The 18,729-nt window shown below is 67.3% G+C and carries 10 protein-coding genes; 5 read left to right on the top strand and 5 right to left on the bottom strand.

Annotated features, from left to right (window positions below; translation table 11 throughout):
- Positions 1 to 142: 142 nt before the first annotated feature.
- A complete protein-coding gene (locus ABT026_RS17960) occupies positions 143 to 3,229 on the top strand; it encodes a tetratricopeptide repeat protein (protein ID WP_351115491.1) in 3,087 nt (1,028 codons plus the stop codon).
- A gap of 729 nt (positions 3,230 to 3,958) precedes the next feature.
- Here ABT026_RS17960 and ABT026_RS17955 read toward each other — a convergent pair.
- Complete coding sequence (locus ABT026_RS17955; RefSeq protein WP_351115490.1) at positions 3,959 to 5,815, bottom strand: AAA family ATPase; 1,857 nt, start codon at positions 5,813 to 5,815, stop codon at positions 3,959 to 3,961.
- 587 nt (positions 5,816 to 6,402) lie between these two features.
- Here ABT026_RS17955 and ABT026_RS17950 point away from each other — a divergent pair.
- A complete protein-coding gene (locus ABT026_RS17950) occupies positions 6,403 to 7,560 on the top strand; it encodes an SEC-C domain-containing protein (RefSeq protein WP_351115489.1) in 1,158 nt (385 codons plus the stop codon).
- Between the two features lie 265 nt (positions 7,561 to 7,825).
- Positions 7,826 to 8,281 carry a WhiB family transcriptional regulator gene (locus tag ABT026_RS17945; protein WP_258782977.1) on the top strand — a complete coding sequence of 152 codons (456 nt, stop codon included), beginning with the start codon at positions 7,826 to 7,828 and terminating at the stop codon, positions 8,279 to 8,281.
- Here ABT026_RS17945 and ABT026_RS17940 read toward each other — a convergent pair.
- Positions 8,220 to 8,837: a GIY-YIG nuclease family protein gene (locus ABT026_RS17940; protein WP_258782976.1), complete on the bottom strand. Its 618-nt coding sequence runs from the start codon at positions 8,835 to 8,837 to the stop codon at positions 8,220 to 8,222. The genes ABT026_RS17945 and ABT026_RS17940 overlap by 62 nt on opposite strands.
- 313 nt (positions 8,838 to 9,150) lie before the next feature.
- A complete protein-coding gene (locus ABT026_RS17935; protein WP_351115488.1) occupies positions 9,151 to 13,467 on the bottom strand; it encodes an nSTAND1 domain-containing NTPase in 4,317 nt (1,438 codons plus the stop codon).
- 175 nt (positions 13,468 to 13,642) lie between these two features.
- On the opposite strand from ABT026_RS17935, the gene ABT026_RS17930 reads away from it, so the two are divergent.
- The gene (locus ABT026_RS17930; protein ID WP_351115487.1) at positions 13,643 to 14,500 is read left to right on the top strand and encodes a hypothetical protein; all 858 of its coding nucleotides are present in this window, start codon (positions 13,643 to 13,645) and stop codon (positions 14,498 to 14,500) included.
- A 163-nt stretch (positions 14,501 to 14,663) separates the two neighbouring features.
- On the opposite strand, the gene ABT026_RS17925 is transcribed toward ABT026_RS17930, so the two are convergent.
- A complete protein-coding gene (locus ABT026_RS17925) occupies positions 14,664 to 15,281 on the bottom strand; it encodes an RNA polymerase sigma factor (RefSeq protein WP_258782968.1) in 618 nt (205 codons plus the stop codon).
- Positions 15,262 to 15,603, bottom strand: a complete 342-nt coding sequence (locus tag ABT026_RS17920) for a hypothetical protein (RefSeq protein WP_258782967.1) — start codon at positions 15,601 to 15,603, stop codon at positions 15,262 to 15,264. Before ABT026_RS17920 ends, ABT026_RS17925 begins: the two co-directional genes overlap by 20 nt.
- 1,043 nt (positions 15,604 to 16,646) lie before the next feature.
- Between ABT026_RS17920 and ABT026_RS17915 the strand changes: the two genes are divergently transcribed.
- Positions 16,647 to 18,644, top strand: coding sequence for a zinc-ribbon domain-containing protein (locus ABT026_RS17915; protein WP_351115485.1), 1,998 nt, complete (start codon positions 16,647 to 16,649; stop codon positions 18,642 to 18,644).
- Positions 18,645 to 18,729 lie beyond the last annotated feature (85 nt).

Below are 18,729 nucleotides of genomic sequence, written 5' to 3'. Positions count from 1 at the left end.
TGCGGGGGAGGGGCGATGGTGTGAGTTGAGGCCGTATGTCGGTGCGGCCCCGTAGGCTTTGAGGGTTCCGCTGTAGGGGCGGATTCCTTCACAAGGGGTGCGGGTGCCGGCTCTTCCTCCTCCCAGCGCTACGGGTGTGCGCGTGGCTGGGGACACCTATCAGTGGCTGTACGTGTGGGAGGGGTGCGTCCAGGCCTACAAGGACTCGATGGACGGTGCCCGGGGCGCGGTGGTGGCGGTCGGTGTCGAGGTCACGGGCGCCGGCAATGTGGACGATGTCGTCTACTACTACGCGGATGGGAAACCGACCCGCTACGCGCAGGTCAAGTACGCTGCGGACGCGTCGACCGCGGTGGGGGAGGAGTACCTGTTCAAACCGAGCGCCGACGGCGGACCGTCGATCCTGCAAAAGATCACCAGCTCCTGGCAGACCCTGACCCGGAACGGGGAGCAGGTCCAACTGGCCCTGCTGACCAATCGGTCGCCGGATCCCGCAGACGTCCTGTTCAAAGGCCGGGACACGCGAACCGGTCTGCTGCGGCCCCGGGCAGATCAGCAGGGACCCCGCTCAGAGCGGGGACAGGCGCGCGCCCGCTGGGCCGCTCACGCCGGGCTCGACGAGGCCCAACTCCTCAAACTCCTGGATGTGTTGGAGTTCCATCTGGGGCGCGACGAGCCGCTCCAGCGCACCCTCGTCTCCCGCCTGATGCAAGCCGCCAGCCTGCAGCACGACGAACAGGCGATCATGACCGGCATCCAGTGGGTCACCCAGCAGGTCATTGGCGGCAAGCGCGAGCTGTCCCTCACCGACATCCGCGCGGCGGTCAGTGAATTCGGCCTGCTGGCCAGTCGCTCGGCTGGGCCCGACACCCACCGGTGCGGCGAGGCGCTGATCGCAAGGCCCCGCCCGGTCACCGCCTGGCAGCCGGACCGCATGGGCGTGCACCGGGCCGTCCAGGAGCACGACGGCATGAAGCTGCCCCCTTACATCGAACGGGACCACGACGGCGTACTGCGCCGCCACTTGCACATGGTGGCCAGCGCGGGCACAGGCATGGTTGTCGTGCGCGGGGACTCCTGCACCGGCAAGACCCGCTCGGCCTGGGAAGCGGTCACGGCCTGCGTGCCCGACTGGCAGCTGCTGTACCCGAAGTCCGCCGCCGGACTGCGCTCGTGCCTGCAGACCAACGTGTTCACCGGTCCCACGGTGATCTGGCTGGACAACGCCCACCATCTGTTCGCCGAGGCGGACGGCAACCGCGCTGCCGAAGACCTGCTCGCACTGCTGGAACAGCCGCCCGCCCCGGTCATCGTCCTGGCCACCATGTGGCCCACCCCCCTCGACGCCCCCGGAACCAACCCCAAGAAGAGGGGCCGGACCCGGCACATTCACTCCCTGTTCGATCTGGCCCGCACCGTCCACCAGCCCAGCGCTTTCGACACCCTCGGGCTCGACCGGTTCGAGACCCAGGCCCGCAGCGACGGCCAGTGGACCCAGGCAGCCGCCCAGGCACGCGCGAACGGTGAACTGTGCCAGCGCCTGGCGGCCGCCCCCGAACTCCTGGACCGCTACCGCCATGCCGACCACACACCCGGCAAAGCGGTGGTGACCGCAGCCGTCGAAGCCCGCCGCCTGGGCGTACGCGGACCGCTTCCCCTGGCCTTCCTCGAGCACGCCGCCCTCGGCTATCTCAGCCCCGACCACCGCCGCAAGCTGGACCGGCAGACCTGGTTCACCGACGCCCTCGCCTGGGCGCGGACCCCGGTCAAAGACGTCGTCTCATGCCTGCAGGGCGTCCTCGCGCCTGACGGCATCGGCGAGGCAGCGGACCTAGTCGACCTCAGCGACATCATCGAGCAGCAGATCGCCCCCGAGCGCTGGGGCATAAAACCCCCGGCCGCACTCTGGCAGGCCGCCCAGTCAGACCTGACCGACGGCGGTGACCTCGAAGCCCTCGCCCTGCAGGCGTTCGCCTTCGCCCGCTTCCGCATCGCCCGGGACCTGTACGTCGCCGCCCTCGACCGCGGAACCTTCTCCGCCTTCGAAGGCCTGTGCTTCTCCTACACCGAGACCCAACGCATGCGCACCAGCCAAGGCCTGAAGGAACTGTGCGACCAGGTCGACCGCCTCTGCGACGGCGGCACCGGCCTCGCCGACCTGGGCACCGCCCTCATGCAACTCGCCCTCGCCAGCGAAACCGTCGAGTACGCCGACACCCTCCAACCGCTCACCGAAGAACTCCTGACCCGGTCCTGCCGCGAAGGCAACCGAGACGCCCACCTGGCCCTGGAGCACTTCCTGCACGCCCAGGGCCGCCACGGCGAAGCCGAAGCTCTCAGCCCGCCGCCCGAGCCCCCGGCACCGCACGACCCCGCTCAGCTCCTGCACGATGCTGCCGCAGGCGACGCGACCGCCCTGGAACGACTGCGGAAGGTTGCGGACAGACGGAACGAGACTTTCCACCAGATCGCGGCCGCCGCCTTCACCGACAGCCCCGCATTGTGGAGTTGGCCCACCAAACTCGCCCGTGCGGGCGCCGCAGAACTGGTCGAACCGCTGCTACGCGCCGCGACCGACAGCGGCGACCGGCAGGCCCGGCAACGGCTGGTGAGCCTCCTCGATGACCAGGAACGCACCCATGAGGCTGATGACGTGCTCCGTGCCGTCTCCGCCACCGACATTTACGCCCTCAACACCCTGTTCCACCGCCTGTGGCCCCACCGCCCCCGGACCGCCCGGGAGGTCCTCACCGAGGCCGCGCAGGCGGGCCACATCCTGAACGTCCTCACTGTGCTGCGGCCCCTGACCTACGGCGGACGCCTTCCCCGTGATCGCCGCTTCGCTATCACCGCCATCCGCGTGCTGGCCCGGCTCGGCTACGAGCCCGCCCAGGTCCAGCTCGCCCGAACCCTGCTGGCCGAGGCGCACGAACTCGAACGGGAGAAGACACCACACCACGACCTCATTGCCCGCAAACGCGACGAGGCGCACCAACTGCTGCGGCAAGCAGCCCCAGGCCACCGTGAAGCCCGCAGTCTCCTGGGTCGGCTGGCCGAGCAGGAGGACAACTACACGCAGGCCGCCGACTGGTACCGCCAGGCCATCGACGTCGGCGACTACGAGATGTTCCCCTCCCTCCTACAAGCGCTGCACCAGGGAACACCGCCGAACGAGGATGAGGTTCTCTACGGCCTCGACGCCGACGGCGCCCTGCTCCCCCCATGGTGATGTCGCGGCCCGTCGGCACAACAGCGACATGCTCCGCAGCCCTGTCTGCGAGCCGCCAGATGATCAGAAGGAACACCAGTTCCCACGGCGCCGAGGTGGTCGCGGGTGGGGTCAGTGCGGCGATAGGCCAGTGAGCGGGGACGAGCCCGCCGGGACATATGACGTCTGGCTTCGCAGGGCCGCTGGAACTGTCACCTCCGTGGCCCGCACACGTGCTGCCCCACGCTGGACACCGAGCGACTGAGGCCCGAGAGTCGTCACCCCTCGCCTGGGCGGGGGACGGATGCGTCCAGTGGCGGCGTCCTGGTGGCCAACTGGAGCGACCTGCACTCAGGATTTCGGCAGGGTTGTTCCTGCGGGCCGGGGGAAAGCCAGGAACAGGCCGTGTCAAAGGAGACTGGCGGTTGGAGAACGGGGCGAGGGCGAGCCCGCCGCCTCTGTGCCTCACGGGCGATCGGAATGCTTGATTCCGCATTGTCAGAGGGGTGTGCGAGGCTGAGTTCACTGAGTCGGACATAGGAAGGCGGAAGGCGATGCGGACCCCCATCGTGCGCGTTCGGCATGCCACCTCACCCCCGCCCAGCGGCTGCCGCTGGTGCGGCGACCCGCAGGACAGCCACGGCTCGCAGTGGATCGCATCGGTCGGCATGCACACCTGGGCCGAACCCACACGGGAGCAGCGTCTGCAAAGGATGCGGGCCCGGCGTTCGGCGGCGCGGGCCTGACCTTTCAGTCGTCCTCGTCCCACGGGTGCGGGCCGGCGTCTTCGGCGATGGAGATCGCCTTTTTGAATACGCTGTGCAGGGCTTCGGGGACATCGGAAGGCTTCTCGATGTACTCCATCAGGAAGCCGACAAGCTGCTCCTTCTTCGGCGGGGCATCCTCGGACCCGTTCCTGAACAGGGCGTGCAGGCTGTGACTGAACTTGGGCTCCCTGCGCAGAGCGTCGATCTCCTGCGCCGTCCACACCCGGCCTTGCGTGGCCTCCTTGTGGGGCCACTTGTCGTTGGCGACGCGTGCCCACAGTTCTCCGCTGAAGATGTCCTCGAACTCGTTCGGGTTCCCCAGGTAGATGCACTCGGCGGGCTGGAAGCCGTTGATGCTGAGACGGTCGTCGTTGAAGAACTTCTGCTTGTCGCGCTTGGAGTCCCGGTCGACGATGAAGGCAACGGTCCGCTTGTGTTCCTTGAGGAACTTGGCGAACTTGAGGGAACCGTCGTTGCCGCCGCAGGACCACAAGGCGATGCCGGCGGACTGGATCGGATAGCCCATCGCGATGCGGAAGAGACGAGGGAAGGCCGCGTACTCGGTGGGCCCCTCCACGCCGATGAAGCACTTCTCGTGCAGCAGCACGCTGTTGCGGAACCCGAGCGAGGCGGCCATGTTGGACATGAAACGGCGCACCTCCTTGTCCGTGCCCTGCGCCGTCAAGGACTGGATCTCTGCCTGCCCGTCGCTGCTGCCGAGGTGAACCACATCCTGGATGTCCACCCCGTCGATCAGGTTCAGCGAGTGCGTCGCCACGATCACCGAGGAGTGGGAGGCCCGGGACGACGTCTCGATCATCTTCATGATGCGCCGCTGGTGCTCGTAGTCCAGATGGGTGTCCGGCTCGTCGTAGGCGATCACGATGTCGCGCCGGGGCGGAGCCTCCTCGTTCGGGATGGCTTCCGCGGTCTCCAGCAGATCTCGCGTGCTCTCCCACAGTGCCAGGGCGATGCGCCGGGAGCGGCCCGCTCCCGCTGACTTGAGCGGTACCTCCCGCTGCCCGTTGATGGACGCCGTCATCTCGATGGCGCCCACCGAGGGCTTGAACTGGATGCGCGGTTGCAGGCTCAGGCTGTCCAGGCCGCAGCGCTTCTCGACCTGCCGGCGCAGTCTGTCCGCATCCGCCTTGAGGAGCTCACCGAACTCGTCCTCCAGCTCGGTGATCTTCTTGAGCGTGGACTCGTTCTTGGCGTAGTCGCGCAGCTTGGCGGTGAGGATGCTGCGCACGACCGTCTCGGGGGACTCTGCCGCGTCACCGCGGAAGTAGACCATGCCGGGCATGATGTCCTGGATCTCGGCCGGCGCGGAGACCCACTCCATCACCGTATCCAGGCCCGCCGCGTACTGCTGCAAGGGCTCAAGCCAGCTTGCCTTCGCGGTGGTTCGGCCCGTGGCCTCCACTCCCACGCTCAAGGCGAGCTCCTTGAGGTCGGCCAGGTTCATGCAGTCCAGTGCCCGCAGACGGGCATCCCCGCATACCGGCAGTTTGGCCTCCAGGCCGGTCTTGCCGTCCGGCGTGAAGCGGCGCCGGATCAGCAGGGGCGAGGCGAGAGCGTGCTGTTGCGCCTCCTGGTCGGACAGCTCGAAGGCTCCTTCGACGCAGATCTCCTGGGCTTCTGGACGGGGCTGCACCTCGTCCGCTTCGCAGTCCCCGAAATGCGACAGGTCGCCGAAGTGGATCTCGACCGCAGGCTCGTCGAGAAGGAAGGCGATGGCATCCAGCACAGCGGTCTTACCGCAGTCGTTGTGCCCGGTGAGAACCGTCTGCTTGCGGATGGGGATTCCCTGGATGTCGACAAGGGAACGGAAGCCCTTCACGCCGAGCTCAACTAGTTTCAACCGGTGCCGTCCTTGCCGTTCTCACTCCCACCCGGGCGTGTCCATCGCCGTTCAACACCCGTGTGAGGTCCCGTACATGCTGCTCCTTGCGTCACTCTAGTCGTCAGATTTTCCAGAGCACATCGATAGCTGTGCGCAGCGCGCCACCTGGACGCGAACAGGCCGCATATCCCGCTCCACCGTGCTACGGACCACGCGGTCATCCTTGTCCGAGGTGAGCATCGCGGCACGCCGCTGCCTCTTTGCGGCTCGAGTCCGTGCGGCTGCCGCCTGCGTCGGTCATCGCCGGGATGGCCCGGACCGGAGGGCGGCGCCCGGTGCGCCACGTCCGTGAGGCGAGAGCGGACCGGGCGCACCGGGGTTGGCCGGCCGTCCGACGATTCTCTCGCCCGCCAACTGCGCTCTTTCCGCCACCGATCAACGACCCTTGCGCCGCGCCATGACGCAGGAAACGAACGGTTCGCCACGCTCGGCATCCGGTCATTGACCAGCGGTACCGCCTCGGGAGTACACCAGTACTCTGGGCGCGTGGCGCCCCGCCAATGGAGCGTGCAGTTGGGGGATGTGTGAGCTTCGAGGAAGAAGTCGTTCAGGCTCTCGGCAGGGACCGGGCTGACCGTGTTCAGGCGGCAGCCCGGCAGTTGATGACGTTGGCCGACGACGATGCCCAAAGCACGCAGGCCGTGGTCCACATCAATGTGCCGCTGCACGCCCACAATGCCCATGACGCGACAGCCGAGCTCACCGACCTGCTCAACGCGGCCGCACCGGAGGAGACCTGGACGTTCGTCACCGTCTCCCATCCCGACGGCACGTGGTCGGGCAAGGCGAGCCCGTTCATGCAGGACACCACCGCGCTCGGCTCACGGGACTGGATTGCCCATTTCGCCCTGTCCGACCTGCACATGAGGATGGCGGCCTGGCGGCTGACCCAGCTGTGGCGTGCCGCCGAACTCGCCGAGCAGACTGTGGAAGCCCTGGGCCGCTGGCGGCTGCTCGTCGCGGCCGCATGCTCCCGCTCCCTGCTGGAGGGCGCGGCCGCCCTCACTCACGAAACGACCCTCCTCCACGAGGCATGGGACACGTTCAAGAAAGCCGGCCCGCCCACCACCGACTCCCTCACGCGGTTCAGCGCCGACCTCAACAACCGCCTGGCCAAACTCCAGTACGCCTCACGCGTCGGACAAAGCGCCGGCCGGCCGCCCGTGCTCCAGAGCACCAACGTGATGACCTACATCAACAAACTGGCCAAGAACACCACCACCGTCGACGTGCTCGACCTGTACGAATGGCTGTGCGACGCAGTCCACCCCAGCTTCGGCTCCGCCACCACCCACACCGTGCTACGGGCCTCGGACCGGCCCAAAACCCACGCAATCGAGCACTACGCACGCCGCCCCTTGAAGCCGCTCGCCGCTTCCGGCTACGTCATGCAGCCGACCGTCGCCCACGCCGCCGCCGACGCCCTCGTCCTGGCCGCCGAAGTGGTCGACAGCAGTCTTTCGCTCGTGAAGTGGACCATGGACGACATCGGCCTGACGGCAGAGATCCACGGCCTTAACCGCCTCTCCTACGCCGGCGGCAGCGACCGGTCACCCCAGCGCAGTGACACCTGCCCGTGCGGCAGCGGCCGCAAGTACAAGCGGTGCGTGCATCGGTGGGGTCAACCGAGCACCCCGCCCTCACCGACCGCTGAGCAACAGGAAGCCAGGCCACAGAGCTAGCCTCGGTCCAGGTCCGTGGAATGGACACGAAAGGGCCTGTGATCATGACGCCTGCCAGGCTTCGGGTGATTTCCTCCTGGTGGCGCCGCCTTCAGGGCATCTCGTAGCGCCACCGCGCGCAGGAAGCAAGCACCGCTCACCCGAAGGTGTGACGCCGTGAGGTAGATGCTGGAATGGTTGCCTCAACAACGTAGTGTCATATGCCTTTTGACCTGTGCAGTGGGCAACTCACAGGGCAGAACAGGCGAGAGGACGGCATCACGGGATGGCGGAGACGGACCGGAGTGAGCAAGGGCTGTGCAGGACGGCTGACCCCGACGCCCTGTTCGTCGAAGGCGCCGCACAAAACCGCGCCAAAGCGCTGTGCAGCGGCTGCAACGTCCGGACCGAGTGCCTCTCCTGCGCCCTGGACCAGCGCATTGAATTCGGTGTGTGGGGAGGCATGACCGAGCGAGAGCGCCGGGCTCTGCTGCGGCGCCGGCCGACGGTCACTTCCTGGCGGCGCCTGCTGGAAACGGCCCGTGTGGAGCACGGGCGCCAGCCGTCGTGGAGCCGGACGGCACGGCGTCCGGGGTGCAGCGGCTCACGGCCAAGACCACAACCGGATGGCGACAGTTGGCGGCGGCGACCACCGCGGCTGGGCCATTTGTTCACAACCCTTACAGGTGTGTGGGCCCTCTCTCGGCGTACCGCTGGAGAAAGACGTGAGCGGCCTCGTTGATATCTTGGACGGGGTCGGGGCGGCCCTGGAAGTCGAACCACTCCCCGTGAGTGCGCCTGGCATCGAATTGCTCATGCAGGTAGCGCTCGAGAGGGAACCCGCCGCGAGCGCTCCAGCGAAGTTCCAGTGTGGTAGCGGAGCCTGACTGCAACGACTTGATCCGCTGCGCTATGTCCTTCGCAACGCCGATCTTGATTGAGTCGGGGATGGCGTCGGTCGACACGGCATACACCCACCGGTCATCGAAGCGAACCTCTTGGCGCACTGAACGAGGCAGGGGCTGCTCCATCAGCTCGATCATTTCCTCATACTCGCGATCCATCCGCTCCTTGATCGCGACCGCCAGATGGTTCAGCTTGTCTCGGGCCTGCTCGGCAGTGATCGCTCCAGCAGCAATCCGATCGAGGAGCTCAACCACGGCCGGGACCTCGATGTCAGTGCCCGAGCTGGGAGCGTCTCTTCGCGTATCCCTGCCCGGTCCAAGTCCCCAGTGCAAGGCGACGTTTTCGATGTGGTGGCTGCCGAAGTCCAGGTGCACGGTGAAGGATTGAGCCACGGATTCCTCTCAGACCAGGGGCGGTGTGGTGCCGGGTGGGGCCAAAGTCGTCGATGCCACTGACACCGATGGTCGTGGTGCCGTTGAACGGCCATCGTGACGGCCTGAGGCGGCCCCGCCAGCGCCCGGCCTGGAATCCGCTACCTGGCTTTCAACGCCAACGCCGTGCCTGTACGAACCAGGGCCGTCCGCCAGGCGATGTCCCAGTTCATCGACCGCGGCGCACTCGTTCCAACTGTCTGCGTTGGATGCCTGTGCGGCATGGCGGTGTCTGATGGGCTATGGCGCGAGGCTCCGGTGATCGTTGGGGGCGTCAATCGAATTGTGCGTTGGGCGACCATGTCAGGGCAGCCAGTCCTGCGGGACCGCCGATGTGCAGTCGGTGGCCGGCCGTGGTGGTGTGCACCACGCTGGTGACCGGTGCTGCTGTGATGAGGGAGCGGGCAAGTCGTCCCGTATCGGGTTCCCACAGGCGCAAGCCAGTTGCGGTCGCGGTGACCAGCAGACTCGCACCGTTGTCCCGTGAGAGGGGAATCATGGCGTACGTCGATGGAACCTCGAACTCATGCAGACACTCCCAGCTGCCCGAGTCCCACACAGACACTCGTCCGGAGGTGGCGATGGCCACCGCTGTCGGAGTGGAAGGCAGGGGAAGCAGGCAGACGGCACGCACGACGGCAGTCGGCGCCATCAGAGGAACTTCCTGCATGATCTTCCCGGTGACAACGTCCCACACGGTGACTTTCCCTCGCCCCAGACCTGCCACGAGGCATTGACCTGGGGGAGAGGGCAGCATCAGCAGGTGTGTGACGGGAGTGCTCGTCGACAGCGCGGTGATCTGCTTCGACTGCAGGGCGAGCGTGTTGATCCCCCGGGAGTGGGCCAGGACCAGACAGGTTTGTCCATTGGGAAGTCGCACGGTGACACTGGCGTGGTAGCGGGAGTTGTCCGCGATGTGCTGGACGGTGTCGAACTGCGGTTCCCACCGGCAGATACGGCCACGCTGGCTGAAGACGAGGGCGGGGATGTCGCCCTGGCCGGGGACGACCTCCAAGACGCCAAGAGGGCCTTGTGTTCCCAGACGGTACAGCGGCTGATGACTGACCGGATCCAGGAGCGTGAGGTCCATGAGCGTGGAAACGGCCACCAGCTGACGGCCGTCAGCCGTCTGCGCGATCGCCATGCCGGGCGTGGTCACCGTAACTCCGAAAACGTCCGGGCGCGTGGAGGTGGGCTCAACCTGGTGCAGGAGGATGCCTTCGTCGCTACTGGCGACCAACGCCACGGAATCGCCCTGCACGCGCACGCCCGCCGCCCGAGATCCGGCGCGGGAGAGAAATTGCGATACCTGCCGAGGCCGTGGGCCCGAGGCATCCCACACGGTGATCATTGCGCCGTCCCAGACTCCGAGGAGGCTCCGGCCACCGGGAACCGGGACCTGCAGCACCTTGCCTCCTGGGGAAAACCCGCTGGAGATCAGCCTGCCGCCGAAGGGATCGAGTAGATCGACTTCCTGGGTTTTGCGGACCACGGCAAGAACGTCACCACCCCCCTCTGGGCCGGCAACGGCTGCCAGCGAACGCACGGTTGTGGGCTTGAGCGCGACGGGCCGGGCCTGCCGGGTGCGTGGGTTGAATAGGAGCGGGGCGCCCTTGAACCGCCTGAACAGTCTCCAGCTTTCCCCAGCCGCGTCCCGCACCCAGGCACCTCCCGTGAAGACGAGCCGGTCTTCGGGCAGGCGAATACGCTCGTGTGTCTGCTCCGACGGGGCCCAGGCCAGCATCTCGCGCGAGGTGGCAATGGCCAGCAGCCAGCGGTCGAACCCCTCTCGCAGCACGTGTACTTCGCGGGCCTGCGCCAGGGGCAGCCAGGCCAGCCGCTGTCCTGAGACAGGGTCGAAGATGCCTGCACCTTGCGAGGTGGCAGCAGCGAGGAAGGCCCGGCCGCTATTCCCGGCCAGAACGGTCAAATCCCAGACGCTGGGGCAGCTGATCTGCACCAGTCGCTGCCCGCTGCTGTCCCAAATGTCGATGCCGTGCCGGGTGCCGGCCGCGATCAGCCCGCGCTCGTCCCGGGTGTTCCACGTGCACAGTGTGTGCACGTGTCCTGCGGGGAATCCCACGACATTGCCGCCTGGCCTCCAGAGGACGGCCGTCGCAGTCAGCGCCGGGGCTTCCTCCCACGTCTCGGGTGGCTGGGGCACGCGAGCACCGTCGGAGAGCCCATGGCGGGTGAGCGCGGCGAGCTGGAAGCGGATGCTGGCCGCGCGCGAGGCCACGTCCGTAGAGTCGTCCACGTACGGCTCGATGAGCCCCGCTGCGGTCAGAACACGACGGGACGGATCGTCCACGGGGAGTGGGAGTCCCAGCCGGGTGCGCAGTGTTCCGGAGGTCTCCCGGGCGGCGAGGGACAGCGGCATGATCGCGTCGTCGAGCGCGTGACCGGCTTGGGCGTGGGCTGCGGTGTGACGCCGGACATAGGGGTGCGGCGTCAGGGGATCGGCCGCGCGGGCGAGTTGGGCGCATGCCCCGGCGATCGCTCGATGGACCTCCTCCGGTGACCGCAAGGCACCTCCTGCAGGCGCATCCAAGATAGCTGCGCCTCCATGGGGTTCAATCGTGAGAAGTGATTCGGGTTCGGAGAGGAGCACCTCCACCACCCGCTGGTGGGCGGGCCGGTAGGTGACCCGGCCGTCCTCCTCGCCAACGGCGAGGTAACCGACGAGGCGGCTGTGGCGCACCATGCGGATCACCGCATCGATTTCCCCGGCGGACGGTGCATCCGGGCCGATGACCGCAGCCGCCACCGCTGGCCATACCTCCGCCCACGGCAGCCCCGCGCCCTGGGCGAACGCGGTGGCACGCAGTACCGCCAGCAGCAGCCCAAGGCTGATGTCCTGGTCCTTGGCCACTTGCCGCAGGTCGTTGCTGAGCAGTGCCGTCGTTCCGGCCTGCAACCGGCCGCGCCAGAAGGGATCGTGTACGTCCTGCCGACCGATTGCGGACCTCAGCTGAGCGGCGGCCAACCGAGCATCGAGGAACGACGGCTTCACGGCCTGCGCGATCACCGCCGCCACCTCGGCTGCCGCCGCGCCGTGGCCGGCATACGGGCTGTCCTCAACCGCCTGCAGCACCATCTCCACATAGGCGGTGATGTCGGCGGCGGTCTGCCGCCCGTCCGTGCGCAGCAGGTCCAGCGGCACGCGGCTCTCGCCCAGCCCCGCTTGCAACACGGTGTGCAGGAACCCCAGCAACTGGTCGGCGGCCGCATCCTGCAGCGTGCCGTCCCCATCGTCCTGGGCCGAACTACGCATCCCCAGCACCAACCGCACCGCCGGCTCCCCGTTCGCGGCACGCAGCCGGGCCAGCGGGGCGATCACGTCGGACAGGCACGCGGTGGGCTCCTGCGCCTCATCCAGTCCGTCGACCACGAGGGTTACCGGCTCCGGCGCATCGGCGCAGGCAGCGGCAACCTGGTCCAGCAGTGCCTGCAGAGGGAGTTCGTCACCAGCGCCTTCGGTGCCGAGGGCAGCCAGAAGATCCTCGATCAACGCCAGGGACGACTTTCCCCGCGCTAGCACGGCCGCGTCCACCGCACGCGGCCGCGGCCGCAGGGGTGCGGGGACCGTCTCGACCATGTCCGCGAACCGGGAGATGAACAGCGGATCGCTCAGCGTGACCAGCCGGGCCAGCAGTGCCGACTTGCCCGAGCCGGCCGCCCCGGTCACCGCCAGCACCCCAGCCCCTGTGCGGACGAACTCCACCAGGGCCTGCATCAGCGTCTGGCGACCGCTGAAATACCAGCCCGGATCATCGTCATCGGTACGGCCCGAGGCACGGGCCAGCCAGTACTGCTCCAGAGTGGATGCCGATAGCGACACCGGCTGCCGGGACGCCTCCACGACCTGTTCCCGCGGCTGATAGTGCGGGTTGGGCAGGCACAGGCTCGGCTCATGGCGGCGCGAGTCCGGCCACACCCACAGCGCCCGCAGCAGGCCGGGGTTTTCATCCCCGACCGTGTTGAGGAGCTTCTCCCATTCCTCGAACGACAGATGGGGCGCAGTGAAGCCGGCCGACTCATCCCTGGCCTTGTCCAGCGCAAGATTCAGCAGCTGCGTGAACTCGCCCTGGCGGGGCTCCTGCTCGAAATTACCGCTGGTGATCACAGCGAGGGTCTTCAGGTCGCGCCGCTGCGTGCACAACTCCTCAAACAGCACGCCCAGTTCGCTTTTGAGGCTGCCGGCGAAGCACGAGTCGACGAGCACCAGCACGTGCTCCGCCTCGCTGTCCATGACCTGCGTGATCAGTTCGCTGGTGGGAAACGCGGTGCCCAGCAGCCGGTCGGGGGAGGTGTGGCCGAAGGTCAGGTAATGGCGCCGGGTCTGGCCGCGCAGGCCGTGCCCGGTGATGTAGACGACCAGCGCCTGGTCCCACTGCGCCTGCGCGAGTTCCTGCTCGGTCAAAAACAGCCGCAAGTCCTCCGGCTGCGTCAGCTCCTTGGGCTGTGCAACCTCGAACCGCCGCTCTGCCTCCATCGCGGGGTCGGCCAGCCAGCCAGTGATTGTCTCCACCTGCTGCTGGATCCCCGCGGTGAAGGCCTCATCCTCGGTGAAGTACTCGTCGACCGCCACGACCACCAGCCGCCGAGGCCACGGCGTCACCCCGTTCAACTACGCCCCCTCACGCACACGTTGCCCAGAACTCTAACCACCCCAGCCAGACCGCGGCCGCGACACGGCCGGATAGGATCCCGGCAGCCACCAGCCCCGCATCCTGCGGGGCGCAGGCCCAGGGGGAAGGATCAGCGTGCACATCGTCGGTATCCACGGCATCTGGCAGGGCAACACCAACGCCGTGAAACTCTCGGCTGAGTGGGCTGGCGCCCTGACCAAGGGCCTGCGCACCCACCACGGGCCCGCCTGCCCCGTCCCCCCGCTGACGGTGGCCTACTACGGCAACCTCTTCCGCACCCCGAGCAAACGCCTGGGCGCACAGGACGCCACCCCGCTCGTCGATGACACCGACCCCTTCACCGACCAGGAAGAGGCGTTCGTCCTCGACACTCTCGCCCTGTACGCCCCACCCGGCCTCGATCCCGAGCAGCTCCAGACCGAAACCCTCGGCCCGGGCATCCCCTATATCCCCCGACCCGTCGCCCAGGCCCTGGTCGCCGTCGACCACAAGATCGGCCGTGACATGGGGCGGCGCCTGCTGGTCTTCGTCCGTCAGGTATACCGCTACCTGCACCACGACATCGGTGAGGGCATCCGCGCCGAGGTCCGCACCGAACTGCACCGCCCCGGGCCCCGCTTGGTCATCGCACACTCCCTGGGCAGCGTCATCGCCTTCGACATGCTCACCCGCGAGGACACCGGCCCCGGCCCTGACGGCCTGACCGCACTCGTCACCTGCGGATCCCCCCTGGCCTGGCCCACCATCCGTCATTCGCTGGGCCAGGACGGCGCCCTTGCACTGCCCGACGGCATCGACTGGCTGAACCTCCACGCCGCCGGTGACCTGGTCGCCCAGAGCGGACTGGGGGCCGTCGCTCCGGCCGTCCGTGACGAACTCGTCCGCAACGGCATCACCGATCCGCATACTGCCGTGCGCTACCTCGAGAAGCAGCCGCTCGCCGACCTCATCGTCGAAAGCAGCGCCTCGTAAGCCAGTCGCCGCCCGCAGCCCTCCACAGGGCATCGCGGCGAGACCATCGCGCGACCGTCTGCCAGGGGTTCCGTGGATGCTGCACTCTCATGCTGAGCCTCTGTTCTGCTCAAAGTATTCGGACCCCTGGCTAGCCAAGCAACAGGGATGTTGCATCGGGTCGTCATGAGGCCCGTCGCTTTGAAGGGTGTCGCCTCGTCGGCGGAGGGGCGGGTTCTCTGGTCCGAGCTGCGGGGGTCAGGGAGGCCACGATGTGGAGCCGAGCGCGATGCATCAGCACTCTGACCGTGCTCTGTGAAATGCCGAGGAGCTCAGCGATCTCCTGGTTCGTAAAGCCGGCGAGACTCAGGCGCAAGACCTCTCCCGCTCGCCCTGACATTGCCGTCACTAGGGCCAGCAGTTCCATGCGGGCATCGGCGTCGTCGTTCGCTGCTGCGTCTGACTGTTGCTCAAGGAGCGGCGCGAGCAGTTCGCTGTCGACAGGGAACTCTCGCCGTTGCTTTCGCCATAGGTCGATTGACCGGTGCTTCGCGACTGTCATGGCGTAGCCCATGGGGTTGTCCATCGTCAGCACCCGGTCCCATTTTCGGAGGACCACCTCCAGAGCGGCCTGCGCGACGTCTTCAGCGGTGTGATCAGGGACGTATTGCCGCGCCACCCGTATGAGTGCGGGAATGGCGCTTCGCGCGAACGCCTCGAAACACGCCGGCGAGGCCGGGGAGGTGTCCTCACCGCCGCCGACCTCGCCCCGCTGTCCGTCCTTAAAACGAGCCGCTGTCATCCGTAGTGCCGTTGGTCCCCCGCAGGGTCTCGGGCCGCTCATGCTGGGGGTCGCGTGCTCGGGCGGCCAGTTGCCGGAGGTCCGACCAGAACTGCTGCAGGGACACCCAGCGCAGCCGCAGGGCCGTCCAGCACCGCTGGATGATCAGCCAGAGGACGTGGATCAGTGCGGAGCTGATGATCGCCAGCTGGGTCTTCACCGCGGCCGAGCTCCACTCCGGAGCAGCCTGCTGGACCAGAACGCACCCGCCCAGCGAGAGGGCCAGCAGCGCATATCGCGTCTGCGGCCCCAGCCCCCACCAAGGAGGCTTGATGATCTGCATGTGCTTTCCCGTGTCTGTCGTTGATCTTGTTCTTGTTCCCCCCGGGCCGCGACGACGGTTGACCGGGGACGGGAAGAGAGTGGAAGTAGGACGCGCCGGATTTCCAGCCAGAACGGGCATAGCCACCCTTTCGGGTGGAGGGCAGCGGAAAGAGCAGACGGGATGGGATCTCGTCTGCTATGCGGCAACGATCTCCAGTTAAGGGTCTGGCCGCCGATCACCCCTCGTCGTGAGCCATCGGCAGCCAGACCTGACGACAGACACGGGAAGTGCAAGTTCGTCGCTCTTCTAACGTGCTTGCGAGCTGCTCCGTTTACTCGGAACCGTGGAAACTTCGAAGAAGCTGCACTACTGGCCAAGCAGAGTCTCTCTGACCAGCGAAGATGCCCGCAGGCCGAACAGGATTATCGAGGTTTCTGAGCAGAGCCCAACCTCATCCGAGGATGTGGTCAGTGAGAGCCCGCTGCAGCTAAGAAGCATGCCTCTGACCTGCTATTTTCCTGGTTCACCGTTACTCTGGGGCTGCTGTGATTCGGCGGAATTGGGGCAGGCTTGGCAGAGGCTGGCGAGCCACAGCATCAGGGTAGGGGCTGGCGCCGCCGGGGCAGCGTCCTGATCTTGGCTGCGTCTGCATCGCACTCTGAGGGCGGCGTGCTCCAGTGTCAGCTGATTGAGCGCTGTCGTGTAGATCTCCGTGCGGCGCTCCAGGGGGCGGCGTACTGGCGGGAGCTCAGCGTGCTCGCGCTTAAGTGCGTACGTAGGCGTCAGCGCTCTGGGCTGCCTTGGTCCGCTGGCCTCTGCCTGTGCGACCTCGGCTTGGAGCGGTCCTTTAGATCGGTGTGCTGGTGGGTTTGGTGCCAGCGCTTAACGTCTGCCTCGATGGCCAGCTGGGAGACGTTCAGTCGCCCATTGGGCCGGCGTGGGGTGCCGGCGAGGAGACGGTTGATGGCGGTGGCGATGTCGGCTGCGTAGGCGGCTCAGTCCCCGGCGATGCCTGCTGTCGCATCCAGCGGGGTGTCAGTGCTGTACGCCATCATCGGCGCATGACCGCTGCCTCCTCGCCGAAAGCCAGGGCTACTTCAGCTGTTGAGCCGCCACGCACGGGGGCGCTTGTTCTTCCGGAGCCGCTCGTCGGTCTGTGCCGCGCAGATCAGTACGAGCGTCAGAAGAAGTTCTGGCAGGAGCTTACGCAGCAGTGGCGTGCTGAGGTTGCCGCTTCGCTGGAACAGGTACGCGCGAAGATCGAGAAGCAGAACGCTGCCAACCGGGAGCTCCGGGACAACGTCCTGAGTGTCATGCAGGCTGCCCCTGATCTGCGCGAGCTGTCGGTGGCCGACGTCATGGTGCTGAAGAACCAGTGGGCGGACACCGTTGATGCCGCGCGCGTGGGCGTGCGGGATGCGACCGACAGAAGATGGCGCTGCACTGTGGAACCGGGACACGGCTCGTGGATGGCTCCGCCGAAGGACCGCAGCCGCACCGACCGGCCCAGCATGTGCCCGAAGTGTTCCGGCGCGGCGCCGCGGCCAGGAGAGCGACCTGCCCTCGAGCGGTCCGTGGCGGCCATTTCCGCGCTGGCCGCCGAGCTTCACCCCGACTCTGGTGCGCCAGAGGAGATCAGCTACGGCAGCAACAAGCCGGTGACCTGGTGGCACCAGGTTCCTGCCGTTCGACCCAGCACCGGTGAGTGGTACTGGGCGACCCACGTTTGGAAGCAGCCCACCAAGAGCCGCACCGGCCGGCGGAGCAGGAACGGGAAAGCGGCTGGGATCAACGGCTGCCCGGTCTGCAATTCCGACCAAGCCGACGCCTCCAACAGCCTGGCTGCGTGGTATCCGGAGCTCGCGGAGCAATGGGTGCGTGGCCCGGTAGGCCGGAACGCGCACAACACCCCTGTCGGGTCCAAGATCGAGGTGACGTGGCGCTGTACGTCCTCACAGGGGGAGCATGAGGACTGGCTGGCACCGCCCAACCGCCGCACGGCGAAGGCGCTGCGGTCCGGTTGTCTGAAGTGCAGCAAGAACGTCTCCGCCAAGGCGCTTGCGCTCTACCACGAGCTGCGTACCCACCTGCCAGCCTTGGAGCTCGAGGCGCCGATTCCACTCGACCCGGTGCCCGGCAAGCGGTACCGCGGCGTGCGGGTCGACATGTGGGAAGAGGCGTTGCAACTCGTTGTGGAGTTCGACGGCTGGAAGACCCATGGACCTGAGTCCTGGCGCGACCGCGCAGCCGACGATCGCCTGAAGACCGAGCGTCTTGCCGCCGCCGGCCAGACGGTGATCCGGGTCCGCGAAGACCTTGACCCGGTCGGACCTCACGATGTCGTTGTCGGCTCAGGCTGGAGCGCGTGGAAGGTAGCCGCCGCAGTCCTGCTGCGCGTTCACCAGCTCGGCCTGCACCCGCTGCCCGGCCTCGCCAGCTACATGGAGCACGGCACGGATACAGCGGCGGCCGATGTGGAGAAGGCCCTGCTAGGTATGCCGTACCGGCCCCGCCGGTTTCCCAAAGCTCCGAAAGCGGCCGCCGTACCACGGCAACTCAAGGCCACCGAGCCACATGCGGACAGCTGGCTGACACCGGTGGGCCCTCCGTACCCCAATCCGAAGAAGCGAGCTGGATCGCTGCGGGACTACCAATGCAGGTGTATGACGGTCGTTACCGGGCTCCCACAGGCCGACGTTACTCGCGGGAACACCAAGAGCTGCGGATGCCGACAGGATGCATCCCGTGCCTTCCCGCGAGGCCGGGCGGATCGGGAGCTGACCCAAGCGGCTCGCCAATGGGCGCGGAAGACGGGGATCGAAGTCAGGGAAAATGGCCCGTTGGACGCTCGAGTCTTGGCCTCCTACCAGCTCCACGCTGTCGGCATGGCGAGTTTCCTCGGCGACGACAATCTCATTCCCGAGGGCGCCGTACGTGGATGGGTCGATGATGAGGAGATCGCACTCGGTGCACGCGGACGTCTGCCCCGGCACACCTGGCTCGGCTACGCGGCTTCTGTACTGGCCCAGCTTGCGAAGGCTCCGGACGAGGACGCGTAGGACATGGTGGACGACCCGAACCAACCGTTGCTTCAGTTGCGGTAGCCACGCTTGAAGTCTGCCTCGTGCCGACAATCTCCTTCTT

This window comes from Streptomyces sp. NPDC002734 (assembly GCF_040295685.1).
GTDB lineage: Bacteria > Actinomycetota > Actinomycetes > Streptomycetales > Streptomycetaceae > Streptomyces.
This window is presented reverse-complemented; position numbering and strand designations above follow the sequence as displayed.

Bases quoted from the DNA above. Each gene is read 5' to 3' on its own strand.
- ABT026_RS17915 (WP_351115485.1), top strand. From the start codon at position 16,647: ATGACCGCTGCCTCCTCGCCGAAAGCCAGGGCTACTTCAGCTGTTGAG.
- ABT026_RS17925 (WP_258782968.1), bottom strand. From the start codon at position 15,281: ATGACAGCGGCTCGTTTTAAGGACGGACAGCGGGGCGAGGTCGGCGGC.
- ABT026_RS17945 (WP_258782977.1), top strand. From the start codon at position 7,826: ATGGCGGAGACGGACCGGAGTGAGCAAGGGCTGTGCAGGACGGCTGAC.
- ABT026_RS17920 (WP_258782967.1), bottom strand. From the start codon at position 15,603: ATGCAGATCATCAAGCCTCCTTGGTGGGGGCTGGGGCCGCAGACGCGA.